We start from the raw sequence: 26697 nt of genomic DNA on the forward strand, positions 1-26697 counted from the left end.
CCCCTCGGTCGTGGTGGAAAAGCCCCGCCCTGCTCATCACTACGGATGAGCAGGGCGATTGGTTCCCTGTGCCGGCTTCGCGCTCAGCGGGTCTCGATGACGACCGACTCGATGACCACGTCGTTGAGCGGGCGGTCGGTGCGCGGGTTCGTCTGGGTCGTGGCGATGGTGTCCACGACCTTCTGGCTGGCCGCGTCGGTGACCTCGCCGAAGATGGTGTGCTTGCGGTTCAGCCAGGCCGTCGGGGAGACGGTGATGAAGAACTGCGAGCCGTTGGTGCCCGGGCCGGCGTTGGCCATCGCGAGCAGGTAGGGCTTGTCGAAGCGCAGGTCCGGGTGGAACTCGTCCTCGAACTGGTAGCCGGGACCGCCGGTTCCGTTGCCCAGCGGGTCACCGCCCTGGATCATGAAGCCACTGATCACCCGGTGGAAGACCGTACCGTCGTAGAGCCTGTCCGTGGACTTCTGCCCGGTCTGCGGGTGGGTCCACTCCCGCTCGCCCTGGGCGAGCTCGACGAAGTTCTTGACCGTCTTGGGGGCGTGGTTCGGCAGAAGCCGGACCTCGATGTCGCCGTGGTTGGTCTTCAGGGTGGCGTAGAGCTGCTCAGCCACGATCCTGCCTTCCGTTGTCTTTCCGTGACTCCCTGATCCTCGCATGGACGGGGCTCCGCGTCGCCCGGCCTCCGTTCACCGGAGGGGGAAACCGGGCGGGCCGGTTACGGAAAACCGGTCGATGGTCCCGGGGCGGGGGCGCGCGGCGGCGATCCGTGGCATTGTCGACGACAAGCTCACGTTGCCCCCTATTCATCCGTACTTGTATCGACCAACTCCATCGGCACCCGGGTGATCGGCACCCGGATGATCGGCACCCGGATGCCTGCCCCGCATGGCGCGAAGCGTCCCGGCAGGCATGATCCGTAAAAGGGTGGAAAGTCGAAATACCGTACGCCACCGAGGAGGAGGAACCCGTGACCCGCATCGACAGCGTGCGCGCCGCGACCGGTTCGGCGAAGGACAGCGTGCTGCACGCCGCGGAAGTGGTGGCGCCCTACGCCGACACGGCCAAGGACAGGGCCGCGCACTACGCACACGAGGCGCGCGTACGGCTGGCGCCCAAGGTGACGCAGGCCGCCGGGCAGGCACGTGTCCAGTACGGCGCCTATGTGCAGCCGTATCTGGAGCAGGCCCGCTCGCATGTGCCGCCGAAAGTCGACCAGGCCGCCCATGAGGCCGCCGTCCGCACACGTAAGGCCGCCCGGCAGGCGGCTGAGTACTCCAGGCCGAGGATCGAGCAGGCGGTGGCCGCGGCCGGGCCTGTCACGACCGAGGCCGCCGCCCGGAGCATGGCCGCGATGGCCGCGTTGCGCGGCCAGGTCTCGTCGAAGGAGATCCAGAAGCTGGTGCGCAAGCAGGAACGGCGGGCGAAGGCCGGCCGGGCCGTGAAGTCGCTGGTGATCCTGGGCGCCCTTGCGGGCGGTGCGGTCGCCGCCTGGAAGTGGTGGGACAAGCAGGCGAACCCCGACTGGCTGGTGGAGCCGCCCGCTGCGACGGAGGTGCCCGAGTCGGGCCGTCTGTCCTCCGTGGACGGCAGCGGTCAGTCGGCCCTGGATCCCGATGTTCAGGCCAAGCAGGCCGAGGAGGAGGCCGCCCAGCGCGACGACCGTTCCTGACTGACGGAGGCCGCGCCAACAGTACGGCGGGGCGGGAGACTTGGGCTTGTCCCTGAGTCTTCCGCCCCGCCGTGCTGTTTCACGTGAAACAGCCGTCGCGGGCGGCGCCCGATCACACAAAGATGCCCTCCGAACCGCGTTTGCGCAGTTCGGAGGGCATCCGAGGTGGAGCCTAGGGGAGTCGAACCCCTGACATCTGCCATGCAAAGACAGCGCTCTACCAACTGAGCTAAGGCCCCGGAAGAGGAACGTCCGACCGGAGAAACCACCTCCCGGCGGGCGTCGGAGACCAGAGTACCGGGTCACCCCGGTGTTTCCGCAAAAGGATTGGGGGTCCCCGTGACCGACCACTCTCCGTAAGATGCTCGGCGTGGTTCGCTACCGCGAACCGCCGTACTTGGGGAAGCGATGGGGAGACGCAATGGACGCCGCACAGCAGGAAGCCACCGCAAGAGCGCGGGAGCTGCAGCGGAACTGGTACGGGGAGCCGTTGGGGGCGCTCTTCCGTAGGCTCATCGACGATCTTGGGCTCAACCAGGCTCGTCTCGCGGGGGTTCTGGGCCTGTCCGCGCCGATGCTGTCGCAGCTGATGAGCGGTCAGCGGGCGAAGATCGGTAATCCCGCCGTGGTGCAGCGGGTGCAGCTGCTGCAGGACCTGGCGGGGCAGGTCGCGGATGGCAGTGTGAGTGCGGCCGAGGCCACCGAGCGCATGGAGGAGATCAAGAAGTCGCAGGGGGGCTCGGTGCTCAGCAACACCACGCAGACGACGAGCAGTTCGGGGGCGCCCACGGTCAAGCGCGTCGTCCGGGAAATCCAGTCGCTGCTCCGCTCGGTCGCCGCCGCGGGCGACATCATCGAGGCCGCCGACACTCTCGCCCCGAGCCACCCGGAGCTGGCGGAGTTCCTCCGGGTGTACGGCGCCGGCCGCACGTCGGACGCGGTCGCGCACTATCAGTCCCACCAGAGCTGAACCCGCGACCGGCGGCCGAAGGGGGTTCGGCAGCCGGCTCGGGGTAGCCACGGGGGCATGGGGGTCATACGGGGGCCCGGAGATTATGGGGACAGGGGGTACGGGGACAGGGGGTACGGGGACCACGGGGGGCCCGGTATCGCTCATCGAGGAGCCGTTTCGTCCTTCGGGGAGTCGTATCGCTCGCCGATGGGAAGCAACGGGGGAGACCACAGGGGGAGGAGCGACGCACAGCCATGGGTGAGGTGTTCGCCGGCCGGTACGAACTGGTCGATCCGATCGGACGCGGAGGGGTCGGCGCCGTCTGGCGCGCCTGGGACCACCGCCGCCGTCGCTACGTGGCGGCCAAGGTCCTGCTCCAGAGCGACGCGCACTCGCTGTTGCGCTTCGTTCGCGAGCAGGCGCTGCGGATCGACCATCCCCATGTGCTGGCCCCCACCAGCTGGGCCGCCGACGACGACAAGGTCCTGTTCACCATGGACCTGGTGGCGGGTGGTTCCCTGGCCCATCTCGTCGGGGACTACGGCCCCCTCCCGCCGGCTTTCGTCTGTACCCTGCTCGATCAGCTGCTGTCGGGTCTGGCCGCGGTGCACGCTGAGGACGTCGTGCACCGTGACGTCAAGCCCGCCAACGTGTTGCTGGAGGCGACCGGCACGGGCCGGCCACGGCTGCGGCTGTCCGACTTCGGCATCGCGATGCGGCTGGGCGAGCCGCGGCTGACGGAGACCAACCTCGTGGTGGGCACGCCCGGCTATCTCGCGCCCGAGCAGATGATGGGAGCCGAGCCGGACTTCCCCGCGGACCTGTTCGCCGTGGGCCTGGTCGCGCTGTATCTGCTGGAGGGCGCCAAGCCGGACAGCAAGGCGCTCATCCAGTACTTCGCCGAGCACGGGACGCCCGGTGCGCCCAAGGGCGTTCCGGAGCCGCTGTGGCAGGTGGTGGCCACGCTGCTGCAGCCGGACCCGCGGGCGCGGTTCCGTACGGCCACGGGGGCGCGCAAGGCCCTCGCCGCCGCCGCGGAGCTGCTGCCCGAGCCCGGACCGGACGACGAGCTGATCGAGATCTTCGATCAACTCGGCCCGCTGCCAAAGGGGTTCGCCCCCGAGGGCCCGTTGGAGAGGGCGCGGGGGCTGGACTCCGGGAAGGCGCCGTCCAGCACGGGGACGGGCGGTGAGAGACCTGGCCGGGGGACGGGCGAGGAGCCACTCCGGCAGGACGTCCGGGCGTCCTCGGGCGCTGCCCCGCCGGACCACGCCTCAGGCGGCAGCGAAGGCCCCTGGTCCAGCCCGGGCGCGGCGGCGGTACACCCTGACCCGCGCCGGGACAGCGCCCCGCCGGCCACCCCGCCCAGCCCGGCTCAGCCGTCCTCCATGTCGGACACCGGCAGCTTCCACCTGCCCCCTCCGCAGGCCACCGCCACGTCCTCCCCCACGCCGGGCGCGCCCGATCACGCCCAGCCGCATGCGGCGCGGCAGCAGCCCCCCGACTCCTCCTGCTCCGCCCACTCCTCCTACGACCACACGCACCCCCTGCCGCCCGCCCAGCAGCTCCCACCGGCCTACCCGAACCACCCCGGTTACTCCAGCCAGGCACTGCCACCAGCGGCACCGCACCGCGCCGACGCTTCCACCGCCTCGTACACGGCACAGAACCCGCAGGCCCCGCAGGCCCCGCCGCCCGGTCAGGGCGCGTCACGGCATCGAGCGCAAAAGCCCGCGCGCCGCTCCGGTCCCCCGGCCAAGGTGACGGTCCCGCTCCTGCTCCTCGCCCTGGCCTGCTACGCGGTGGGCTTCTGGGCCCTCGCCCGGATCTGAGCCCACTCGGGTCGTGGTCAGACGGCGTTCCTCCGCCGGGTCAGCACCGTCCACACTCCGAGCCCCACCAGCAGCGCGCTCCCCGTGCCGATGCCGCCCACGGCGACCGCCCGCAGCGCGGCCTCGTCACCGGCGGCCACACCCTCCGCCGCGGCCTCCCGGTCCTGGTCGGAGACGTCGAAGACGCCCTTCGGCTCGGACTCCCCCGCGTACCCGGGGCCGTCCTGCGCCGCCCCGCTCACCCGCACCCGCAGTGTCATCACGAAGGGCCCGTCTCCGAAGCTGTCGGCGACGTCCTGTGCGAGGTGGGCGACGAGGTAGTAGGAGCCGGCGAAGCGCATCGCGCCGGTCTGTTCCACGGCGGCGTGCCGGTTGGCGTGGTCGACCGGCGGCAGCACGGGCAGGCTGCCGGACTTCTGGCCGCCGTCGTAGCCGACACCCACGTCGGCGACCTGGCCGCGCGCGGGGTTGTACAGGGCGAGGTTCAGTGCGCCCGGCAGGTAGCCGGTGCCGCCGGAGTCCGAGCTGGCCAGCTCGGCGGTGACGTGCAGCTGCTGGCCCCAGTCGACCGGCACCGCGTAGAACAGGGTCCGGCCGGGGCGGATGTCGTCACGCCAGACTCCCCGGTCCAGTGGGGTGGCACCGGCGAACCCCCCGCCACCGCGACGCTCCTCGGCCTCCCCCTGGAGCGGCTGCGGCGAGGCGGAGTCCCACACCTCTGGGGCGCTGGTCGCCCCGGCTTTCACCGCCGGCGGCTCGGTCATGGCGACGAGCTCCAGATCCCACGCGTCGGGCGAAGAACCCTCACCGTCCGGATCGACGCGTTCGACGAACACGTAGTAGGTGCCGGCCTCCCGGCACAGCGACCTGCCGGGTGAGATCTCCCGCCTGCCCCATGCCGCGATCGGGTGCGGACTGCGGGCCGCGCCGAAGTTCGTGGTGTCGACGGAGCAGGAGGCGCCGTTGTCGTCCTCCAGGTACACCTTGACCCCGTCGATGGCGGAGACGGTGCTGCCGGGGGAGGGGACGGCGGTGACGGAGACGTACGCGTTCGAGGAGGCGTCGAGTGTGAGGCGGTAGCTGATCTTTCCGCTGCTCGGGAGGGAGCTCTTGTAGGTCGTCCCGGGCTCCAGCGGGTCGGCGTCCGCGGTGCTCCTGGCTCCCTCGATGCTGCGCGCGCCCTCGGCGAAGGCGTAGGGGCCCGGCGACGCCCCCGTGCCGGAGACCGCCGCGGCGGCGAGAGCGGCCTGGCCCGGCCCCACGATGGCCGTCGCACCCAGCACCACCGCTACGACGCCCAGGCGCACGGCCACCGCAGGGCGCCGGCCCCGCCACACGCCCGCACGACGCCCCCGCCCCGTACGACACCTTCCCCTCACGCGCCACCCCTCACCGTCACCACCCCGCGGACCGTTGGACCACCGGACCACGGGACCACGGGACCGCCGAACCGCCGAACCGCCGGGAAACCTCACACAGTGAATCCGTGGCCCATACTGCCCCGCCGCCGCGCCCGCCACCCGGCCATCTACCCAATCCGCACGACACACAGAACCCCAAGACACACAAAACCCCGACCGCCAGGCGGCCGGGGTGTGCTCGATACGGGTGTCGTGACTCAGGAACCCGTGGGCACGGAGTCAGTCGCCTCCGTCCACAGGTCCTGCTCGGCGCGATCCGCCTGGATCTGGCGGTACACGAGGAGCCCGCCGATGGCGGCCAGTGCGACCAGGAGAAGCTTCTTCACCGCGCGACCTCGTCTTTCGTTGACGTAGGGGACCTCTGGCGCCCGACTATACACACCGACCGATACCGATCGGTGACCTGCGTCGGCCCTCAACTCCCCTCCGGCGGAACGGGATAGAAGCGGAGTCCCCGCCGCCACCGGAGAGTGGTCACGCGCCGACGGGCGGTTACTTTGACCACCCTTCTCCCCCTTCTCACATTTTCGCCCTCCTTGCGGCCATCCGAGTGGTGTTCATCTGAACATCCACGCGCCACGGGCGTCGGTCCACCACTTATCGCCCCCCATACACATCATGAGGAAAGTACGCAAATCGCCCGACCCGAAAGTGAGGGGCCATGGCCCGGAACAAGGTCATGACGCTGTGGACCGTCATCGTCACCGCCTTCCTCGCGCTGTGCCAGAAGCTCGGACTCGTTACGGCGACCGTCGCGGCGGCCGTACCGCAGACCGAGCCGATGCGCAACAGCGAGCGCATCCCTCACCAGCGAACGGTGTCCGTGACGTCTGCGAGGTCCTACGCCAGGGCCCTGCCCCCCACGATGAAACAGCGCATCCGCGCCGAGGCCCACGGCAAAACCCCCCGCTGCCGCCACCGCCCCCTCGCGGACTCACCGGCATCACCGGGCGTCGACTGCGCCCACGCCGACTCGGAGATCGAGGCAGACCCCACGGCACACCGCCTCATCCCCATGCAGCCCTGACCCCGGCACACTCTCACGGCGATCCCGCGTACAGGCCCGGCAGCTCGACAGAGCCGCCGGGCCCTCTCATGTCTGAAACGCTAGGGCGTGACAACCACCACGAGGTACGCCATGCCGACGACGGCGGCCAAACAGAAAACCGCGACAGCGATCGTGACCATGCCCACCAGCCCCGTCACGCCCGCGATCGCTTTCCACCCGACCCGAGTCATCCGCCCGGCACGCTCGACCGCGCTCTCGTAGTCGCTGTCGTCGTACCAGTCTCGATTGCCCATGACACCACCACCCCCCGCCCCGAAGCATAGGAGGCGCGCGATCAACAGCGGGGACGCCGTCCGCGAGGGGCGACTCGACTGACGTCAGCCGTAGATGCCAAAGACCACCCACTCATGTGAGTAGGTGGTCTCTTCGCTGGTGGGGCTAACAGGATTTGAACCTGTGGCCTCATCCTTATCAGGGATGCGCTCTAACCAACTGAGCTATAGCCCCGCCGCGCTCTGCGGTGTGTGTCCCGCGCGCTGACTCCTGAAGATTAGCGCACGACATGGGCAGTCCCAAAATCGGTTGGCGGGACAACGACAGCGGTAAGACGAGGGCGGCGTCACTCGTCCTCGGCGAGCGTCAGCTCCACACCGCCCACGAAGCCCGCGGAGAGGTTGTAGATGAAGGCGCCGAGCGTCGCGAGGGCGGTCGCCAGGACGACGTCGATGACCGCGATGACCGACGTGAACAGCAGGACGTTGGGCAGCGACAGGAAGGCCTGCAGGTCGAAGCCGTTGGACTCGTTCGAGCCGGTCGCCTCGGAGATCGTGCCACCGACCGTCGAGAAGACACCCATCGCGTCCATGACCATCCACAGCACGGCGGCCGCGACGATCGTGCAGATGCCCAGGGCGATGGAGAGCAGGAAGCTGACCTTCATCACCGACCACGGGTCGGCCTTCGCCACCCGCAGCCGCGCCTTGCGGATCCGCGGCGTGGTGCGCGCGCCCGTACGGGGACGCCGTACCGCACCGGCGGCGCCACCCGCCGTCTGCTGCGCCGGGTAGGCCTGCGGCGGGTGGTACGGCCCGGCCTGCTGCTGCGTCCGCCGTTCGCCCGGGAGCGGGGAGGCCGTCTGCGCTGTGGCGCCCTGGTCCTGGACGGCCGGCTGCGGCTGGGCGCCGGCCGCGGCCGGGCCCGCGGCGGACTTCTGCTGGGTCTGCGGACCTCGGGTGTCCGTCACGGTTCCCCCCTGGGGATCATGCGAGTCGGGCGAGGACGCGTCCTTGGCCGGGGACTTGATCGCCTTCAGGTTGGTCGTGTGCGGGTCCGCCGCACGCGCGGCGGAGCCACGGCCGCCCCCGTCCGTGTCCGTACCCTTGGGGGTACCGGTCGGTCCGGCGCCCGTGGCTCCGCTCACGCTGACTCACTCCTCATGCCTACTCGGCCGAGGGCACCTCACCCTCGTCCGTGCCGGTGGTCGCGGCACCCTCGGCGGTCTCGTCGACGACCACGTCGCCGTCGACCTCCTCCGCCTCGCGTCCCGCCTCGGCGTTGCGAGCGATGCCCACGACGGCATCGCGCTTGCCCAGATTGATCAGTTGGACGCCCATGGTGTCACGGCCGGTTTCCCTGATCTCGTTGACTCGCGTACGAATCACACCGCCCGACAGCGTGATGGCGAGGATCTCGTCGGTCTCCTCGACCACCAGCGCACCGACGAGGGAACCGCGGTCCTCGACGATCTTGGCGGCCTTGATACCGAGGCCGCCGCGACCCTGGACGCGGTACTCGTCGACCGCGGTCCGCTTCGCGTACCCGCCGTCTGTGGCAGTGAACACGAACGTACCGGGTCGAACAACATTCATCGAGAGCAGCTCGTCTCCCTCACGGAAGCTCATGCCCTTGACGCCCGAGGTGGCACGGCCCATGGGACGCAGGGTTTCGTCCGAGGCGGTGAACCTGATCGACTGCGCCTTCTTGCTGATCAGAAGCAGATCGTCGTCCGACGAAACCAGCTCGGCTCCGATCAGTTCGTCGTCCGAACCATCCTCCATCGAGCGGAGATTGATCGCGATCACACCGCCGGAACGCGGCGAATCGTAATCCTTCAGAGGCGTCTTCTTCACCAGCCCCGCCTTGGTGGCGAGCACGAGGTACGGAACCGCCTCGTAGTCGCGGATCGCCAGGATCTCGGCGATCGCCTCGTCCGGCTGGAAGGCGAGCAGGTTCGCGACGTGCTGGCCGCGCGCGTCCCGGCCGGCGTCGGGCAGCTCGTAGCCCTTGACCCGGTAGACGCGGCCCTTGTTGGTGAAGAACAGCAGCCAGTGGTGCGTGGTGGACACGAAGAAGTGGTCGACGATGTCGTCTTCCTTGAGCTTCGTGCCGCGTACGCCCTTGCCGCCGCGCTTCTGGGCGCGGTAGTCGTCGGTCTTGGTGCGCTTGATGTAACCGCCCCGGGTGACCGTGACGACGATGTCCTCTTCGGCGATCAGGTCCTCGATGGACATGTCGCCCTCGTAGGGGATCAGCTTGGTCTTGCGGTCGTCGCCGTACTTCTCGACGATCGCGGCCAGCTCGGCGCTGACGATGCCCCGCTGGCGGACCGGGGAGGCGAGGATCTCGTTGTACTCGTTGATCTTCGCCTGGAGTTCGTCGTGCTCCTGGACGATCTTCTGGCGCTCCAGGGCGGCCAGCCGGCGCAGCTGCATCTCGAGGATGGCGTTGGCCTGGATCTCGTCGATCGTCAGCAGGTCCATCAGGCCGCCGCGGGCGATCTCGACGGTCTCACTGCGCCGGATCAGCGCGATGACCTCGTCGATGGCGTCCAGGGCCTTCAGCAGACCGCGCAGGATGTGGGCCCGCTCCTCGGCCTTGCGCAGCCGGAAGCGCGTACGGCGGACGATGACCTCGATCTGGTGCGTCACCCAGTGGCGGATGAACGCGTCCAGCGAGAGCGTGCGCGGCACGCCGTCCACCAGCGCCAGCATGTTGGCGCCGAAGTTCGTCTGCAGGTCGGTGTGCTTGTAGAGGTTGTTCAGGACGACCTTGGCGACCGCGTCCCGCTTCAGCACGATGACCAGGCGCTGGCCCGTGCGCGAGGAGGTCTCGTCACGGACGTCCGCGATGCCGCCGATCTTGCCGTCCTTGACCAGGTCGGCGATCTTCTGGGCCAGGTTGTCCGGGTTGACCTGGTACGGCAGCTCCGTGACCACCAGGCACTGGCGGTTCTGGATCTCCTCGACCTCGATCACCGCGCGCATCGTGATGGAGCCGCGGCCGGTGCGGTACGCCTCCTCGATGCCCTTGCGGCCGACGACCAGCGCGCCGGTCGGGAAGTCGGGGCCCTTGATGCGCTCGATCAGCGCGTCCAGGAGCTCCTCGTGCGAGGCCTCCGGGTTCTCCAGGTACCACTGGGCGCCGGCCGCGACCTCGCGGAGGTTGTGCGGCGGGATGTTGGTCGCCATGCCGACCGCGATACCGGCCGAGCCGTTGATCAGCAGGTTCGGGAAGCGGGCCGGCAGGACGGTCGGCTCCTGGGAGCGGCCGTCGTAGTTGTCCGTGAAGTCGACGGTCTCCTCGTCGATGTCGCGGACCATCTCCATCGACAGCGGCGCCATCTTGCACTCGGTGTACCGCATGGCCGCGGCCGGGTCGTTGCCCGGGGAGCCGAAGTTGCCGTTGGAGTCGACGAGCGGCATGCGCATCGACCACGGCTGGGCGAGGCGCACCAGCGCGTCGTAGATCGAGGAGTCGCCGTGCGGGTGGTAGTTGCCCATCACGTCGCCGACGACGCGGGCGCACTTGTAGAAGCCGCGCTCGGGGCGGTAGCCGCCGTCGTACATGGCGTACAGCACACGGCGGTGGACGGGCTTGAGGCCGTCGCGGACGTCGGGCAGCGCACGCGAGACGATGACGGACATCGCGTAGTCGAGGTACGAGCGCTGCATCTCCGTCTCGAGCCCGACGGGCTCGACGCGCATGGCCAGGGCGTCACCCTCGGGCGTCGTGACGGGAGTGTTCTCGTCGGTCATTGCTGGTGAAGATCCTTCCCTGTGCGGTCAGCTGAGACCGACTCAGATGTCGAGGAAGCGGACGTCCTTGGCGTTGCGCTGGATGAACGCGCGGCGGGCCTCGACGTCCTCGCCCATGAGGACCGAGAACAGGTCGTCGGCCTGGGCGGCGTCGTCGAGGGTGACCTGGCCGAGGACGCGGTGCTCCTGGTCCATGGTCGTGATGCGCAGCTCCTCGGCGTTCATCTCGCCGAGACCCTTGAAGCGCTGCACCGAGTCGTCCTTGATGCGCTTGCCGGCGTTGCGGCCCATCTCGATCAGGGCGTCGCGCTCGCGGTCGGAGTAGGCGTACTCGAAGTCGTCCTTACCCCACTTGATCTTGTAGAGCGGCGGACGGGAGAGGTACACGTGCCCGGCCTCGACCAGCGGCCGCATGAAGCGGAACAGGAAGGTCAGCAGCAGGGTGTTGATGTGCTGGCCGTCGACGTCGGCGTCCGCCATCAGGATGATCTTGTGGTAGCGGAGCTTCTCGATGTCGAAGTCCTCGTGCACACCCGTGCCGAAGGCCGAGATGAGCGCCTGGATCTCCTGGTTCTGAAGGATCTTGTCGATCCGCGCCTTCTCGACGTTCAGGATCTTGCCGCGGATCGGGAGGATCGCCTGGTACTCCGGGTTGCGGCCGGACTTGGCCGAACCGCCGGCGGAGTCACCCTCGACGATGAAGATCTCGCACTTGGTGGGATCGTTCGACTGGCAGTCGGAGAGCTTGCCCGGCAGGGACGCGGTCTCCAGCAGGCCCTTGCGGCGGGTGAGGTCCCGGGCCTTACGGGCCGCCACACGCGCGGTGGCCGCCTGGATGCCCTTGCGGATGATGTCCGCGGCCTCGTTCGGGTTGCGGTCCAGCCAGTCGGTGAGGTGCTCGTAGACGACCCGCTGGACGAAGGTCTTGACCTCGGTGTTGCCCAGCTTGGTCTTCGTCTGGCCCTCGAACTGAGGCTCGCTCAGCTTGACCGAGATGATCGCGGTCAGGCCCTCGCGGATGTCGTCGCCCGTGAGGTTGTCGTCCTTCTCCCGCAGCAGCCTCTTGTCGCGCGCGTACTTGTTGATCAGCGAGGTCAGCGCGGCCCGGAAACCCTCTTCGTGCGTACCGCCCTCGTGGGTGTGGATGATGTTGGCGAACGAGTACACGCCCTCGGTGTAACCGCCGTTCCACTGCATGGCGATCTCGAGGGACAGCTGCCGGTCCCTGTCCTCCGCCTCCAGGTCGATGACGGTGGGGTGCACCGCGTCGCCCTTGCGGGAGTTGAGGTACTTCACGAAGTCGACGATGCCGCCCTCGTAGTGGTACTTGACCGTCTTGACCTCGGCGGTCTCGTCCGCGCCCGCCTCGTCCGCCCCGGAGGTGGCCTTCGCGGACTCACGCTCGTCGGTGAGGTTGATGCGCAGGCCCTTGTTGAGGAACGCCATCTCCTGGAAGCGCCGCGAGAGCGTCTCGAAGGAGTAGTCGGTGGTCTCGAAGATGTCCGGGTCGGCCCAGAAGGTGACCGAGGTGCCGGTCTCCTCGGTGGCCTCGTGCTTGGCGAGCGGCGCCGTGGGGACGCCCATCTTGTAGTCCTGCGTCCAGCGGTGGCCGTCGGTCTTCACCTCGACGGCGACCTTCGAGGACAGCGCGTTCACGACGGAGACACCCACGCCGTGCAGACCGCCGGAGACCGCGTAGCCACCACCGCCGAACTTGCCGCCCGCGTGCAGCACGGTCAGCACGACCTCGAGGGCCGGCTTGCCCTCGGAGGCGACGATGCCGACCGGGATACCACGGCCGTTGTCGACGACCCGGACACCGCCGTCTGCGAGGATCGTCACGTCGATGGTGTCCGCGTGACCCGCCAGCGCCTCGTCGACCGAGTTGTCGACGACCTCGTACACGAGGTGGTGCAGTCCTCGCTCACCGGTCGAGCCGATGTACATGCCGGGTCGCTTGCGGACCGCGTCCAGACCCTCGAGGACGGTGATGGCACTGGCGTCGTACGAAGCAGTGGCTGAGGCCTCGGCGACTCCAGCCATGGCCTCGACGGACGGGTTGTTCTCGTTGGGGTTGCCGGAATCGGCCACGAAGCGCCCTTTCTGGCACAGCACGAGCCAGGCTCGTCGGCGGGTTGCCGGAGCGGCTGCGGCATGTTGCGTTGGTAAGCCTTGATCAGCGTTGCTCAGCTTTTCCCGGACGGTCCCCAGCGAGTGGGGCGGGATTGCTTCCAGTCTACCGGTAGCACTGACACCGATGGGGGTTTGCCGGTACCTGAGTCCGCATGTGCCGCCCTCAACCGGTCTCGTCCGACTCCCGATATGCGGATGGGGGCTCCAAGAGGCTCACGGAGCCACTCAGCGCTTCCGGCCGTCAACCCTTGGCTACTTAGGAGTCAGGGCGTGATCAGCGACCGTCCGCAGCCGTCCGAAGAGGGCGGCGCCGAGGCCCGGAACAGACCTCCCACGGCCTGTTTTGTGATGTCAGTCACTTGTTGCCGAGCGGGGAGAAAAGCGGTGCGGATCGCGACCCGGCAGGCGCGGAAGAGGGGCTCCGGTCAGCCGTAGGTGTCGCCCGGGCCGGTGCTGCCGGGGGCGCGCAGCGGCCCGTAGCGCCGAGTGGGGGCACCGGGCCCCTGCACCTTGATCTGCTTCACCGTGCCGTGACCCAGGTCCTCGTTGAGACGGGCCACCAGAGTCGGGGCGAGCAGCCTCAGGTTCGTCGCCCAGGCCGTCGAGTCGCAGCGCACGCTCAGGACGCGCTCGTCCTCGTCGTACTTCTCCGGCACGCAGTGCTTGGCCACGTCCTCGCCGACGATCTGCGGCCAGCGGCCCATCACACCGCCCACCGCGGCCGGCGCCTCCCAGCCGCGCTCGGTGATCAGCCGGTTGATCGCGGATCCCAGCGCCATGGGATCGCGCCCGTCGGCGCGCGCGCCGGAGCGCAGTCCGCCACGGCGCGCCTGCTTCTTCTGCTGTGCCGCGTCCCCACGCGCGCGTGCGGCCTCCTTCGCCGCGCGCAGCGCCACGCGCGCGAGGTCCACGCCTGAGGGTTCGGGAGAACGGGGCGCCGGGGGTTTCCCGGAGGTGGTCTGCGACGCGCGCTCGGGTGTGTTCTCCGTCATACGCGCTCCACCGTCCCCTCGGACACGGCGAACCGCACACCCGACAGCACATGCGGAACGTCGTCGTCGACCGCCGCCGTCACCAGGACCTGCTCACCGGGCGCCACCAGCTCGGCGAGACGCTCACGACGGCGGGAGTCCAGTTCCGCGAAGACGTCGTCGAGCACCAGCACCGGCTCGTTGCCCTCGGCGCGCAGCAGATCGTAGGAGGCGAGACGCAGCGCCAGGGCGTAGGACCAGGACTCGCCGTGCGAGGCATAGCCCTTGGCGGGCAGCTGGCCCAGCTTGAGCATCAGATCGTCCCGGTGCGGGCCGACCAGCGTGACGCCCCGCTCGATCTCCTGCTTGCGGGCCTCGGCGAGCGCGGCCATCAGCTGCTCGAACAGGTCCTCGCGCGTGTGCGCCTCGCTGGGCGCCGACGGCTTGTACTCCAGTGCGACCGGGCCGCCGCCGGGTGCGAGCTGCTCGTACGCCTTGTCGGCGAGCGGCTGGATCGTGGCGATCAGGTCCAGGCGCTGGGCGAGCAGCTCGGCCCCGGCGCGCGCGAGATGCTGGTCCCACACGTCGAGGGTGGACATGTCCATGGAGCGTCCGCCGTGCCGACGGGCCAGCGCGGCCGACTTCAGCAAGGTGTTGCGCTGCTTGAGGACCCGGTCGTAGTCGGAACGGACCCCGGCCATGCGCGGTGAGCGTGCGGTGATCAGCTCGTCGAGGAAACGCCGCCGCTCCCCGGGGTCCCCCTTGACCAGGGCGAGATCCTCCGGCGCGAACAGCACGGTCCGTACGATCCCCAGCACATCACGCGGTCTGACCTGCGTGGACCTGTTGATACGGGCGCGGTTGGCCCGGCCCGGGTTCAGCTCGAGCTCGACCAGCTGCTGCCGGTCGCCCTGCCGGACCTGGGCCCGGACGACCGCGCGCTCGGCCCCCATCCGGACCAGGGGGGCGTCCGAGGAGACACGGTGGCTGCCCAGAGTGGCGAGGTAGCCCACGGCCTCGACCAGGTTGGTCTTGCCCTGCCCGTTCGGGCCGACGAAGGCCGTCACCCCCGCCTCGAGCGGGACCTCGATCCGGGAGTACGAGCGGAAGTCGGCCAGCGACAGATGCGTGACGTGCATGGTCGTTTCGCCGACCTCCCAGGCCCTCGGGTGTTGCTTGCTTGCGGTGGTGCTTACTTCTTCTCGACCGCGTGGCCGCCGAACTGGTTCCGCAGCGCCGCGATCATCTTCATCTGGGGCGAGTCCTCCTGCCGGGAGGCGAACCGCGCGAACAGCGACGCGGTGATCGCCGGCAGCGGCACCGCGTTGTCGATCGCGGCCTCCACAGTCCAGCGTCCCTCACCGGAGTCCTGTGCATAACCCCGGAGCCCGTCCAGGTGCTCGTCCTCGTCGAGCGCGTTGACCGCGAGGTCCAGCAGCCAGGAGCGGATGACCGTGCCCTCCTGCCAGGAGCGGAAGACCTCCCGGACGTCGGTCACCGAGTCGACCTTCTCCAGGAGCTCCCAGCCCTCGGCATAAGCCTGCATCATCGCGTACTCGATGCCGTTGTGGACCATCTTCGCGAAGTGGCCCGCACCGACCTTGCCGGCGTGCACCGAACCGAAGTCGCCCTCCGGCTTGAGCGCGTCGAAGACCGGCTGCACCTTGGCGACGTTCTCCTTGTCACCGCCGTACATCAGCGCGTAGCCGTTCTCCAGGCCCCAGACACCGCCGGAGACACCGCAGTCGACGAAACCGATGCCCTTGGCCGCGAGCTCCTCGGCGTGCTTCTCGTCGTCCGTCCAGCGGGAGTTGCCGCCGTCCACGACGACGTCGCCGGGCTCCAGCAGTTCGGCGAGCTCGTCGATGGTGGACTGCGTGGCCTCACCCGCCGGGACCATCACCCAGACCACGCGTGGGCCGCTGAGCTTGCCCACAAGCTCCTGCAGACTGTGGACATCGGCGAGGTCCGGGTTGCGGTCGTATCCGAAGACGGTGTGGCCCGCGCGGCGTATCCGCTCGCGCATGTTGCCGCCCATCTTGCCGAGGCCGACGAGACCGAGCTCCATCAGTTGTGTTCCTTAGCTGTGCAGGTGTCCGACGTGGCGTTGAGGCACTGCCGTGCCGCGTCCGAGCCTAAACCCGGACGCTCGCGCACATCTGTGGGCATACGCGCTCAGGCGTAGCCCTTCACCTGCGGATTTGTCCTCAGCCTGTGGACAACCGACCCGCGCGCCCAGGTCTCAGCCGCTCAGACGCACCGGCATGATCAGGTACTTGTAGGCCTCGTCCGCCTCGGCGTCCAGTGCCGGCTTGCCGCTGAGCAGCGCCGGCTTCGTGGACGTCGTGAAGGACAGCTGGGCGACCGGGGAGTCGATGGCGCTCAGCCCGTCCAGCAGGAACGTCGGGTTGAAGGCGATCGAGATGTCGTCGCCCTCCAGCTGCGCGTCGACCCTTTCCACAGCCTGTGCGTCGTCACTGGAACCCGCCTCCAGGATCAGCACGCCCTGCTCGAAGCTGAGCCGCACCGGGGTGTTGCGCTCGGCGACCAGGGCCACGCGCTTGACGGCCTCCACGAAGGGGGCGGTCTCGATGACGGCGACGCTGTTGAACTCCGTCGGGAACAGCGTGCGGTACTTCGGGAGGTCGCCCTCCAGCAGACGGGTCGTGGTGCGGCGGCCGGCGCCCTCGAAACCGATCAGGCCTTCGCCCGAACCCGAGCCGGACAGCGCCAGGGTCACCTGGTCACCGCTGGTCAGGGCCTTGGCGGTGTCCAGGAGCGTCTTGGCCGGCACCAGGGCGACCGCGGAGGCCTCCGGGTTCTCCGGCTTCCACAGGAACTCGCGCACCGCGAAGCGGTAGCGGTCGGTGGACGCCAGGGTGACGGTGTCGCCCTCGATCTCGATCCGCACACCCGTCAGGACCGGCAGCGTGTCGTCACGGCCGGCCGCGATGGCCACCTGGGCGGCCGCGGAGGCGAAGACCTCGCCGGGGACCGTGCCCGTGGCGTTGGGCATCTGTGGCAGCGCCGGGTACTCCTCCACAGGCAGGGTGTGGAGTGTGAACCGGGAGGAGCCGCAGACCACGGTCGCCCGTACACCGTCTGTGGAGATCTCCACCGGCCTGTTGGGGAGGGCACGGCAGATGTCGGCGAGCAGACGGCCGGAGACCAGCACCGTGCCCTCCTCCTCGACCTCGGCCTCCACGGACACGCGCGCGGAGACCTCGTAGTCGAAGCCGGACAGGCTCAGCTGGCCGTCCTCCGCCTTCAGCAGCAGGCCGGCGAGGACAGGCGCCGGCGGACGGGCCGGGAGGCTGCGTGCCGCCCAGGCCACTGCCTCCGCGAGTACGTCGCGTTCCACCCGGATCTTCACTGTTGCCGCCTCCTGCTGTTGCCGGCGCTTCTCGCTCTGCCTGGCCTTCGTCGTCTGTCTCGGTGTCGACGGTCCCTGTGAGGGGGAGGACACCGGGGACCAGTCTGACGCACCGCACTGACAGTAGGTGCCTCTCGGGGTCAAGTCGTGACGAGGGGCGGTCGGGCGCCGGAGAGCGAGTTGTGCACAGGCCCCGCTTCGAAACGAATTCCCAGCTCTCTCTAGTCGGGAGTAGTAGTAGGGCCTGTGGATACCGTGGATAACCCCGTTTGCCCAGCTCAGAGCGGGAATTTTGTCCACGGGCCCTGTGGGTGGCGGCGGTGGACAACCTGGGGTCTCTGTGGAGAACGGAAAGTTCTGCACACCCCGTGCACAGGGGGAGGCGAGTTCTCCCCAGCGCTGTCCCCAGTTTTACCCACCTTTCCCACAGCCCAACCCGGCAGCTTCGTGTGACGCCTTTCACTCGACCCGGTGAGGAGGCGCGTCGCGTTGCCGAACAGTGGACAGTCATGTGGAGAAGCTGGGGATCGCTGGGGACAACTGGCCACAGCCTGTGGGTTGCCGGTGGACAACTCGGTGCACAGCCTGTGGACCAACTATTGGTCCACAGGCTGTGGAAGATCTTCGTCCACGAATCCACACCCCTGTGACCTGGTCTGATGGTCTTTCACCAAGGTCGCCTGTGGACACAGTCTGGACAACTTCCCGGTCCCCAGGATGTGGACGGGAAAAAGTCACCGAATCTGTGGAGAGTGGCCGTAACTCGGCAGGTAATCGAACAGCCGGCATCCGCGACATGACGAAGGGCGCCCCCGGAGGAGGTCTCCGGGGGCGCCCTCAGCGGCCTCGCGCGGTGGCCGTCAGCCGTTCTTGATGCGGTTGGTCAGCTCGGTGACCTGGTTGTAGATGGAGCGGCGCTCGGCCATCAGGTTGCGGATCTTGCGGTCCGCGTGCATGACCGTCGTGTGGTCGCGGCCGCCGAACAGTGCGCCGATCTTCGGCAGCGACAGGTCCGTGAGCTCACGGCACAGGTACATGGCGATCTGCCGGGCCGTGACGAGCTGGCGGCCCCGTGAGCTGCCGCACAGGTCCTCGACGGTGAGGCCGAAGTAGTCGGCGGTCGCGCCCATGATGGCCGTCGAGGTGATCTCCGGCGTCGCGTCGTCGCCACCGGGGATCAGGTCCTTCAGCACGATCTCGGTCAGGCCCAGGTCCACCGGCTGCCGGTTGAGCGAGGCGAACGCCGTGACCCGGATCAGCGCGCCCTCCAGCTCGCGGATGTTGCGCGAGATCCGCGAGGCGATGAACTCCAGCACCTCCGGCGGGGCGTTCAGCTGTTCCTGCACCGCCTTCTTGCGCAGGATCGCGATCCGCGTCTCCAGCTCGGGCGGCTGGACGTCCGTGATCAGGCCCCACTCGAAGCGGTTCCGCAGCCGGTCCTCCAGCGTCACCAGCTGCTTGGGCGGCCGGTCGCTGGAGAGCACGATCTGCTTGTTGGCGTTGTGGAGGGTGTTGAAGGTGTGGAAGAACTCCTCCTGCGTCGACTCCTTGTCCGCCAGGAACTGGATGTCGTCGACGAGGAGGATGTCCATCTCGCGGTAGCGCTTGCGGAAGCTGTCGCCCTTGCCGTCGCGGATGGAGTTGATGAACTCGTTGGTGAACTCCTCCGAGCTGACGTACCGCACGCGCGTGCCCGGGTAGAGGCTGCGGGCGTAGTGCCCGATCGCGTGCAGCAGGTGCGTCTTGCCGAGTCCGGACTCCCCGTAGATGAACAAGGGGTTGTAGGCCTTCGCCGGCGCCTCGGCCACGGCCACCGCGGCCGCGTGCGCGAAGCGGTTGGAGGCGCCGATGACGAAGGTGTCGAAGAGGTACTTCGGGTTCAGCCGCGCCGTGGGCTCGCCGGGGCCGGTCGCCGGTGCGGGCTGCGCGGCCAGCGGGCCGGGCGCACCGGTGGTGGGCAGGTTCGGGCCGACGGGGCCGCCGCGGTGCACGTGCCCCGAGCCGGGCGGCGGCTCGGGCAGCTCGCGGCGGACCGGGTCGCGCTGGTCGTACTCGGCGCGTGGGGGGTCGTAGTCGGAGCGCGGCTGCTCGTAGGAGGGGCGCTCCACGGACTGCGGGCGGTAGTCCTGGGAGGGGGGCCCGTAGGTGTCCTTGGGGGACGAGCCGTAGGTGTCCTGTGCGCCGTAGGTGTCTGAGGAGCCGTATGGCTTCGGCGTTCCGTAGGAGTCCTGAGGGGTGTAGGAGTCCTGGCCGCCGTAGGAGTCCTGGCTCGGTGACGCGTACGGGTCACGCTCGGGGAAGCCGAGGCGCTGCTGTTGCCAGCCGTAGTCGTCGTGCGTCGGCCGCGGCCAGGAGCCGGGCTCGGGGCGCTGGTACTCGGACGGGTAGGCGGGGCGGGCGCTGGGCAGTTGATCTCCGCGCTGATCTGCGCGCGTAGGCGGGAGCTGGTCTCCTGCCGTTCCCGGCAGTGGGTCGGCGCGATGGCGGCCGTATCCCTCGTACCCGTCGCGCTCCTGGCGCTCGTACCCGTCGCGCTCCTGGCGCGCGGCCGGGATCTCGGGCTCCTCGTAGCGCGGCTGGGGGCGGGCCGAGGGCGCCGGCGTGGCCGGGGGCTCGCCGGCGGAGTCGTCGACAGTGATCGCGATCCGGATCGGGCGGCCGCACTCGCGGCTCAGCGTCTCGCTGACGACGGGCGCCAGGCGGCCCTCGAGCACGCCCTTCGCGAATTCGTTGGGTACGGCGAGCAGAGCGGTGTCGGCGACCAGCGCGAGCGGCTGGCAGCGGCGGATCCAGTGCTCGTCCTTCGCCTCGACCCCTTGGCCGCGGCCCTCTCCGAGGAGCTGCTCCAATACGCGTGGCCACACTGCGGCAAGATCGGCAGGTACGTCAGCCACAGGGCACGCTCTTTCGCAGGTCCCACGAACGTGTGGTTCTGGGACGGGTTGGGATCCAAGACGGATGGCGCAGGGACAAGGGAAGGAATCGGAGTTCCGTCACGGTAGTCAGGGCGGCCGGTAGGGTTCAAGTTGTTGTCCCCAGCCTGTGGACAAGTGTCTCCGGGCAGGTGCTGGTTTGACCGGATGGCGTAGCCGCGCGTACCGTAACCAGGTCGAGTTGTCGATGGCTGCTGCCGCCTGCCTCCGATGGGCACAGATCATTTGGGTGATCGGTAAGCGGTGCACTCGGGCGTAACTGCGAGCTACTCGTGGGCGCACGGTGACAGCCAGGACGGCACCCCGCAACTACCGATTTCTTCTGGAGCCCCCGAGTGAGCAAGCGCACCTTCCAGCCGAACAACCGTCGTCGCGCGAAGACCCACGGCTTCCGGCTGCGTATGCGCACCCGTGCCGGCCGCGCGATTCTCGCGTCCCGCCGTAGCAAGGGTCGCGCCCGTCTGTCCGCCTGATCCCGGTCAGGTCATGACGTCGTGCTGCCCACCGAGAACCGGCTGAGGCGGCGCGAGGACTTCGCGACCGCGGTACGGCGAGGGCGTCGGGCAGGACGCCCGCACCTCGTCGTCCACCTTCGAAGCGGTGCAACGGACCCGCATGCGCCTGGGGAGAGCGCTCCCCCGACGCGTGCGGGTTTCGTCGTGAGCAAGGCCGTGGGTGGCGCCGTCGTACGCAACAAAGTGAAGCGCAGGCTTCGCCACCTGATGCGCGAGCGAGTCGCCCTGCTGCCCCCCGGTAGCCTGGTAGTCGTACGAGCGCTGCCCGGAGCGGGCGACGCCGACCACGCACAGCTGGCCCGAGACCTGGATGCCGCTCTCCAGCGGCTGCTGGGAGGGGGCGCGCGATGAAGTACCCGCTGCTGGCCCTGATCAAGCTCTACCAGTGGACGATCAGTCCGCTGCTGGGGCCGGTCTGCAAGTACTACCCGTCGTGTTCCCACTACGGCTACACGGCCATCGACCGGCACGGTGCCATCAAGGGAACGGCACTCACGGCCTGGCGCATCCTGCGATGCAATCCGTGGTCGCTGGGCGGTGTGGACCACGTCCCGCCGCGCAAGCGCCCGCGGTGGCACGAACTGCTGCGCAACGCGTGGCGCGCACGCAAGGGCGGGCCCTCCGCCGCCGCACCGGCCACCGAGGGGCAGACTTCCCCCACAAGTCGGTCCAGCCCCTCGAGCCCGGCCGCAGAGACACCGTCCCATGCCCAAGGAGCATGATTAGTGGACACGATTGCCAGCCTCTTCAGCTTCATCACCACACCCGTCTCCTGGGTCATCGTCCAGTTCCACACGGTGTACGGCGCCATCTTCGGCCCTGACACCGGCTGGGCCTGGGGCCTGTCGATCGTGTCCCTGGTGATCCTTATCCGCATCTGCCTGATCCCGCTCTTCGTGAAGCAGATCAAGGCGACTCGGGCCATGCAGACGCTCCAGCCCGAGATGAAGAAGATCCAGGAGCGCTACAAGAACGACAAGCAGCGTCAGTCCGAAGAGATGATGAAGCTGTACAAGGACACGGGCACCAACCCGCTGTCCTCGTGCCTTCCCATCCTGGCGCAGTCCCCGTTCTTCTTCGCCCTGTACCACGTGCTCAACAGCATCGCGTCGAACGACACCATCGGCGTGATCAACGAGAACCTGCTGCAGAGCGCGCAGAAGGCACACATCGTCGGTGCGCCGCTGGCGGCGAAGTTCACCGACAGCGCGTCGAAGGTGGAAGCACTCGGTGCCTCCCTCACCGACGTCCGCGTGGTCACCGCCGTCATGATCGTCCTGATGTCGGCGTCGCAGTTCTTCACGCAGCGCCAGCTGATGACGAAGAACGTCGACACCACGGTGAAGACGCCGTTCATGCAGCAGCAGAAGATGCTGATGTACGTCTTCCCCGTCATGTTCGCCGTCTTCGGCATCAACTTCCCCGTCGGTGTCCTCGTGTACTGGCTGACCACCAACGTGTGGACCATGGGCCAGCAGATGTACGTCATCCGCAACAACCCGACGCCGGGTTCCAAGGCCCAGGCCGAGTACCTGGAGCGTCTGACCAAGCACGTCACGCAGCACAGCAAGGTCGGCCGGCGCCGTGACCGGACCATCGTCAAGGCGATCGTCGCCAAGGGACGCGACCGCAACGAGTTCGAGCGCAAGTTCATCAACGGTCTGAGCAAGGCCGGTCTCGCAGCCCAGGCCGACGGCACCGTGATCAAGAGCGAATCCGCTGCCGCCGCCCAGGCCGAGGACGGCGCTCCGGCCACCACCGGCACTCCGAAGCGTCAGCAGCCCAAGCGGCAGAGCAAGTCTCAGCGGCAGTCCGGCGGCGCCAGGGCGGCCGGTGAGCACGAACCGAAGACATCGCTCAGCAAGTCCGACCAACCCGAGGACGCCAAGCCCGCCGCCGCTGCCCAGAAGGGCGGCGCCAAGCCCGGCGGTGGTACCCGCAGCAAGGCCCAGTCCGGACAGCGCAAGGGCCCGCAGCGGCCCAAGTCCCCGTCCAAGAAGTAAGAAGGAGTCCATCCCGTGACGGAAGGCACCACCTCCGCCGCTGCCGAGGGTGCAGACACCCTGACTCGCCTGGAGCAGGAGGGCGAGATCGCTGCGGACTACCTGGAGGGTCTGCTCGACATCGCCGACCTCGACGGCGACATCGACATGGACGTCGAGGCCGACCGTGCCTCCGTCTCGATCATCAGCGACACGGGCAGCCGTGACCTGCAGAAGCTGGTCGGCCGTGAGGGTGAGGTACTGGAGGCGCTCCAGGAGCTCACTCGTCTGGCCGTGCTCCGGGAGACCGGTGACCGCAGCCGCCTGATGCTCGACATCGCGGGATACCGCGCCGAGAAGCGCTCCGAGCTGTCCGAGCTGGGGGCCAAGGCCGCCGCGGAAGCCAAGAGCAGCGGTGAGGCCGTGAAGCTGAAGCCGATGACGCCGTTCGAGCGCAAGGTCGTGCACGACGCGGTCAAGGCCGCGGGGCTGCGCAGCGAGTCCGAGGGCGAGGAGCCGCAGCGCTTCGTCGTCGTGCTGCCCGCCTGATCGGTCCTGAGTTTTCCCGGCCCCGTCTGTTGCGCAGACGGGGCCGAACTTTGTCAGCCTGATAGTTCTGGTGGTTCTGTCGTCGGCGCCGGTGCGCTGACGCGGTACGGAAGGACGGTCCCCCGTGACGGAGGCAGCGGAGCTTCCACCCGCGCCCGAGCAGGCGCGCGAGGTGTTCGGTGATCGCTACGCGGATGCGGTGCGGTACGCCGAGCTGCTCGCTGAGGCGGGCGTGCAGCGTGGTCTCATCGGCCCGCGTGAGGTGCCCCGCCTGTGGGAGCGGCACCTGCTGAACTGCGCGGTGCTCTCCGAAGTCGTGCCCGAGGGCGTGACGGTGTGCGATGTCGGCTCGGGTGCGGGTCTCCCGGGCATCCCGCTGGCGCTGGTCAGGGACGACCTGAAGATCACGCTCCTGGAGCCGCTGCTGCGGCGTACCAACTTCCTCACCGAAGTTGTGGAACTGCTCGGTCTCGACCATGTGACTGTCGTGCGGGGCCGGGCCGAGGAGGTCATGGGGAAGATCCAGCCCGTCCATGTCGTGACGGCCCGAGCCGTCGCGCCGCTCGACCGTCTCGCGACCTGGGGTATCCCGCTGCTGCGACCCTACGGGGAGATGCTCGCCCTCAAGGGCGACGCCGCCGAGGAGGAGCTGAAGAGCGCGTCGGTGGCCCTGAGCAAGCTGGGTGCGGTGGAGACGTCCATTCTGCATGTCGGTGAGGGCGTGGTGGATCCGATGTCCACGGTCGTCCGGGTCGAGGTCGGTGAGAGCCCGGGAGGCGTGCGCTTTGCGGCGAAGCGCGCCAAGGCGGCTCGCACGGGCCGAGCGCGCCGACGGCGCTGACCCGTCCTGCGGACGCGACGTACTCCACACAAGCTGCCAAACCCAGACATGCCGGAGTGTCGCGACGGTTCGGCCCCGACCGCTGTGCATCGTGTTTCACGTGAAACGTCGCTCACTGCTGCACGGCATCATCAGTCGTGGCCGCGCTGCGGCCGAACCCCGCGACCGTAAGCCTCTGGGTTCACTCGATGAGGAAACCGAGTTGTCCACAGAGGTGGATTTCTCCACAGAACGCCAGGCCTCACTGGTTCACGACCCCGATGGCATGGGAGGCTCTGTTCATTGCGAGCCTGAAGTCGAGGAGAGTGAATCCTTGCGGTCCGACGCCAACATCGCGGGACCGATGACCGATCCGGTCCCCGGTCCCCGTACCGAGTCGATGGGGGCGGATGTTTCACGTGAAACACCGCCTCCGATGGACGACACTCCCATCGGTCGTGCTGCCCAACTGGCGGTGGAGGCTCTCGGCCGCGCCGGCGACGGCCTGCCGCGGCCCGAGCAGACCCGAATCATCGTGGTGGCAAACCAGAAGGGCGGTGTGGGCAAGACGACGACCACCGTCAACCTTGCCGCGTCACTGGCCGTGCACGGCGCCCGGGTTCTGGTGGTTGACCTCGACCCACAGGGCAATGCGTCCACCGCGCTGGGCATCGACCACCATGCCGAAGTTCCGTCCATCTACGATGTGTTGGTGGAGAGTAAACCGCTCTCCGAGGTCGTGCAGCCGGTGCCCGATGTCGAAGGCCTCTTCTGTGCCCCCGCCACGATCGATCTCGCCGGTGCGGAGATCGAACTGGTATCCCTGGTGGCACGGGAGAGTCGGCTGCAGCGCGCCATCCAGGCGTACGAGCAGCCACTGGACTACATCCTCATCGACTGTCCGCCCTCGCTCGGTCTCCTGACGGTCAATGCGTTGGTGGCCGGCCAGGAGGTCCTGATCCCGATCCAGTGCGAGTACTACGCGTTGGAGGGCCTGGGACAGTTGCTGCGCAACGTCGACCTGGTGCGGGGGCACCTCAACCCCGCCCTGCACGTGTCGACCATCCTGCTCACCATGTACGACGGCCGGACGCGTCTCGCGTCCCAGGTCGCGGAAGAGGTGCGCACCCACTTCGGTGACGAGGTTCTACGGACGAGCATTCCCCGCTCCGTCCGTATCTCCGAGGCGCCGAGCTATGGGCAGACGGTATTGACTTACGATCCTGGATCGAGTGGTGCCCTCTCCTATCTTGAGGCGGCACGAGAGATCGCGCTGAAGGGTGTTGGCGTCAGCTACGACGCGACGCACGCCCACATCGGCGCACAGCAGAACGATCCGAGCATGGTGGAGGGCATCCAGTGAGCGAGCGACGGAGGGGGCTGGGTCGTGGTCTCGGCGCACTGATCCCTGCAGCACCGACGGAAAAGTCGGTGGCCCAGGCCGCGGCGGGGAACGCCGCTTCGACATCCCCTGCGGCAGTGCCCGCGCTGCCGAACGACCGTGGGGTGGCCGCGGCGAAGGTGGCGACTCTGCCGACTGTTTCACGTGAAACGGAAGAGCCCGCCCAGCCCAGTGCTCCCGCTGTGCCTGCGGCTCCCATCGGTGCGCACTTCGCCGAGATCCCCCTCGAGGCCATCACGCCGAACCCGAGGCAGCCACGTGAGGTCTTCGATGAGGACGCTCTGGCCGAACTCATCACCTCCATCAAGGAAGTGGGGCTCCTGCAGCCGGTCGTCGTCCGGCAGGTGGGCCCGGCCCGCTACGAACTCATCATGGGCGAGCGCCGGTGGCGGGCCTGCCGAGAGGCGGGGCTGAAGGCGATCCCGGCGATCGTACGAGCCACGGACGACGAGAAGCTCCTCCTGGACGCCCTGCTGGAGAACCTGCACCGCGCCCAGCTGAACCCGCTGGAAGAAGCCGCCGCCTATGACCAGTTGCTGCGGGACTTCAACTGCACACATGACCAGCTGGCGGATCGCATCGGCCGGTCCCGCCCTCAGGTCTCCAACACCCTGCGCCTGCTGAAGCTCTCGCCGGCGGTGCAGCGCCGGGTCGCCGCCGGGGTTCTCTCCGCCGGCCACGCGCGGGCCTTGCTGTCCGTCGAGGACTCGGAGGAGCAGGACAGGCTGGCGCACCGCATTGTGGCCGAGGGGCTCTCGGTGCGGGCTGTCGAGGAGATTGTGACCTTGATGGGGTCGCGGCCCCAGAAGGCCCAGCGCCCCAAGGGGCCGCGTGCCGGTGCCCGGGTCTCTCCTGCGCTGTCCGAACTCGCCACGCGGCTCTCGGACCGCTTCGAGACGCGTGTGAAGGTCGACCTGGGGCAGAAGAAGGGCAAGATCACCGTCGAGTTCGCCTCCATGGAGGATCTCGAACGGATCCTCGGCTCGCTGGCTCCCGGAGAGGGGCCGGTCCTGCAGAAGAGCCTCCTGGATGACGACGCTGACGACAGCGACTCCTGAGTCTCCGACAGGAGCTTCCACTGTGCCTTCGGCAGAGCGGGCTG

Annotated in this window: 24 protein-coding genes and 2 tRNA genes; 12 read left to right on the forward strand and 14 right to left on the reverse strand. The window is 68.7% G+C overall.

Going from position 1 to position 26697, the window contains the following annotated elements; all coding sequences use genetic code 11:
* Positions 1-83: 83 nt before the first annotated feature.
* Positions 84-611 carry a peptidylprolyl isomerase gene (locus tag IE212_RS19880; protein ID WP_190199236.1) on the reverse strand — a complete coding sequence of 176 codons (528 nt, stop codon included), beginning with the start codon at positions 609-611 and terminating at the stop codon, positions 84-86.
* A 356-nt stretch (positions 612-967) separates the two neighbouring features.
* Between IE212_RS19880 and IE212_RS19885 the strand changes: the two genes are divergently transcribed.
* Positions 968-1669, forward strand: a complete 702-nt coding sequence (locus tag IE212_RS19885; RefSeq protein ID WP_190199237.1) for a DUF5324 family protein — start codon at positions 968-970, stop codon at positions 1667-1669.
* 166 nt (positions 1670-1835) lie between these two features.
* On the opposite strand, the gene IE212_RS19890 is transcribed toward IE212_RS19885, so the two are convergent.
* Positions 1836-1908 (reverse strand) — tRNA-Ala (locus IE212_RS19890).
* A gap of 182 nt (positions 1909-2090) precedes the next feature.
* Between IE212_RS19890 and IE212_RS19895 the strand changes: the two genes are divergently transcribed.
* Both IE212_RS19895 and IE212_RS19900 read left to right on the forward strand, forming a co-directional pair.
* Entirely contained in the window at positions 2091-2639 is a 549-nt protein-coding gene (locus IE212_RS19895) for a helix-turn-helix domain-containing protein (RefSeq protein WP_030244913.1), read from the forward strand.
* A 236-nt stretch (positions 2640-2875) separates the two neighbouring features.
* Positions 2876-4453 carry a serine/threonine-protein kinase gene (locus IE212_RS19900; protein WP_190199238.1) on the forward strand — a complete coding sequence of 526 codons (1578 nt, stop codon included), beginning with the start codon at positions 2876-2878 and terminating at the stop codon, positions 4451-4453.
* 17 nt (positions 4454-4470) lie between these two features.
* Here IE212_RS19900 and IE212_RS19905 read toward each other — a convergent pair whose 3' ends face one another.
* A complete protein-coding gene (locus tag IE212_RS19905) occupies positions 4471-5766 on the reverse strand; it encodes a hypothetical protein (protein ID WP_229864469.1) in 1296 nt (431 codons plus the stop codon).
* 305 nt (positions 5767-6071) lie between these two features.
* Positions 6072-6200 carry a DLW-39 family protein gene (locus tag IE212_RS34990; RefSeq protein WP_003999697.1) on the reverse strand — a complete coding sequence of 43 codons (129 nt, stop codon included), beginning with the start codon at positions 6198-6200 and terminating at the stop codon, positions 6072-6074.
* A gap of 335 nt (positions 6201-6535) precedes the next feature.
* Here IE212_RS34990 and IE212_RS19915 point away from each other — a divergent pair, with 335 nt between their 5' ends.
* Positions 6536-6901 (forward strand): DUF6344 domain-containing protein, encoded by a 366-nt coding sequence (locus IE212_RS19915; RefSeq protein ID WP_190199241.1) that lies wholly within the window; start codon positions 6536-6538, stop codon positions 6899-6901.
* Between the two features lie 80 nt (positions 6902-6981).
* Here IE212_RS19915 and IE212_RS19920 read toward each other — a convergent pair whose 3' ends face one another.
* The 10 genes from IE212_RS19920 to dnaA form a co-directional block, all read right to left on the reverse strand.
* Complete coding sequence (locus tag IE212_RS19920) at positions 6982-7176, reverse strand: hypothetical protein (RefSeq protein WP_190199242.1); 195 nt, start codon at positions 7174-7176, stop codon at positions 6982-6984.
* A 137-nt stretch (positions 7177-7313) separates the two neighbouring features.
* Positions 7314-7390: transfer RNA gene (locus IE212_RS19925), tRNA-Ile, on the reverse strand.
* Between the two features lie 112 nt (positions 7391-7502).
* Entirely contained in the window at positions 7503-8303 is an 801-nt protein-coding gene (locus IE212_RS19930; RefSeq protein WP_190199243.1) for a DUF3566 domain-containing protein, read from the reverse strand.
* A 19-nt stretch (positions 8304-8322) separates the two neighbouring features.
* On the reverse strand, positions 8323-10917 hold the full coding sequence (gyrA, locus tag IE212_RS19935; RefSeq protein WP_190199244.1) for a DNA gyrase subunit A: 2595 nt from the start codon (positions 10915-10917) through the stop codon (positions 8323-8325).
* Positions 10918-10959: 42 nt separating this feature from the next.
* Positions 10960-13008: a DNA topoisomerase (ATP-hydrolyzing) subunit B gene (gene gyrB / locus IE212_RS19940; protein WP_190199245.1), complete on the reverse strand. Its 2049-nt coding sequence runs from the start codon at positions 13006-13008 to the stop codon at positions 10960-10962.
* Positions 13009-13475: 467 nt separating this feature from the next.
* Positions 13476-14042: a DciA family protein gene (locus tag IE212_RS19945; protein WP_190199246.1), complete on the reverse strand. Its 567-nt coding sequence runs from the start codon at positions 14040-14042 to the stop codon at positions 13476-13478.
* Positions 14039-15160: a DNA replication/repair protein RecF gene (recF, locus tag IE212_RS19950; protein ID WP_190199247.1), complete on the reverse strand. Its 1122-nt coding sequence runs from the start codon at positions 15158-15160 to the stop codon at positions 14039-14041. Before recF ends, IE212_RS19945 begins: the two co-directional genes overlap by 4 nt.
* A 53-nt stretch (positions 15161-15213) precedes the next feature.
* Positions 15214-16089 carry a phosphogluconate dehydrogenase (NAD(+)-dependent, decarboxylating) gene (gene gnd / locus IE212_RS19955; RefSeq protein ID WP_030237352.1) on the reverse strand — a complete coding sequence of 292 codons (876 nt, stop codon included), beginning with the start codon at positions 16087-16089 and terminating at the stop codon, positions 15214-15216.
* 174 nt (positions 16090-16263) lie between these two features.
* Entirely contained in the window at positions 16264-17394 is a 1131-nt protein-coding gene (gene dnaN, locus IE212_RS19960; RefSeq protein WP_190199248.1) for a DNA polymerase III subunit beta, read from the reverse strand.
* Positions 17395-18254: 860 nt separating this feature from the next.
* A complete protein-coding gene (gene dnaA, locus IE212_RS19965; protein WP_190199249.1) occupies positions 18255-20288 on the reverse strand; it encodes a chromosomal replication initiator protein DnaA in 2034 nt (677 codons plus the stop codon).
* A gap of 374 nt (positions 20289-20662) precedes the next feature.
* Here dnaA and rpmH point away from each other — a divergent pair, with 374 nt between their 5' ends.
* From rpmH to IE212_RS20005, 8 genes are all read left to right on the forward strand, one after another.
* Positions 20663-20800, forward strand: a complete 138-nt coding sequence (gene rpmH / locus IE212_RS19970) for a 50S ribosomal protein L34 (RefSeq protein ID WP_003956500.1) — start codon at positions 20663-20665, stop codon at positions 20798-20800.
* A gap of 21 nt (positions 20801-20821) precedes the next feature.
* A complete protein-coding gene (rnpA, locus tag IE212_RS19975) occupies positions 20822-21193 on the forward strand; it encodes a ribonuclease P protein component (protein WP_190199250.1) in 372 nt (123 codons plus the stop codon).
* Complete coding sequence (gene yidD / locus IE212_RS19980) at positions 21190-21564, forward strand: membrane protein insertion efficiency factor YidD (RefSeq protein WP_190199251.1); 375 nt, start codon at positions 21190-21192, stop codon at positions 21562-21564. Before rnpA ends, yidD begins: the two co-directional genes overlap by 4 nt.
* Before the next feature lie 3 nt (positions 21565-21567).
* Positions 21568-22845 (forward strand): membrane protein insertase YidC, encoded by a 1278-nt coding sequence (yidC, locus tag IE212_RS19985; protein WP_190199252.1) that lies wholly within the window; start codon positions 21568-21570, stop codon positions 22843-22845.
* A 15-nt stretch (positions 22846-22860) separates the two neighbouring features.
* Positions 22861-23373: a Jag family protein gene (locus IE212_RS19990; protein WP_190199253.1), complete on the forward strand. Its 513-nt coding sequence runs from the start codon at positions 22861-22863 to the stop codon at positions 23371-23373.
* Between the two features lie 124 nt (positions 23374-23497).
* Positions 23498-24214, forward strand: coding sequence for a 16S rRNA (guanine(527)-N(7))-methyltransferase RsmG (gene rsmG / locus IE212_RS19995; protein WP_190199254.1), 717 nt, complete (start codon positions 23498-23500; stop codon positions 24212-24214).
* Positions 24215-24479: 265 nt separating this feature from the next.
* The gene (locus tag IE212_RS20000) at positions 24480-25556 is read left to right on the forward strand and encodes a ParA family protein (protein ID WP_190199425.1); all 1077 of its coding nucleotides are present in this window, start codon (positions 24480-24482) and stop codon (positions 25554-25556) included.
* Positions 25553-26653 carry a ParB/RepB/Spo0J family partition protein gene (locus IE212_RS20005; RefSeq protein WP_190199255.1) on the forward strand — a complete coding sequence of 367 codons (1101 nt, stop codon included), beginning with the start codon at positions 25553-25555 and terminating at the stop codon, positions 26651-26653. The genes IE212_RS20000 and IE212_RS20005 overlap by 4 nt, the downstream gene beginning before the upstream one ends.
* Positions 26654-26697: the final 44 nt, after the last annotated feature.

Source organism: Streptomyces djakartensis (assembly GCF_014651075.1).
GTDB lineage: Bacteria > Actinomycetota > Actinomycetes > Streptomycetales > Streptomycetaceae > Streptomyces > Streptomyces djakartensis.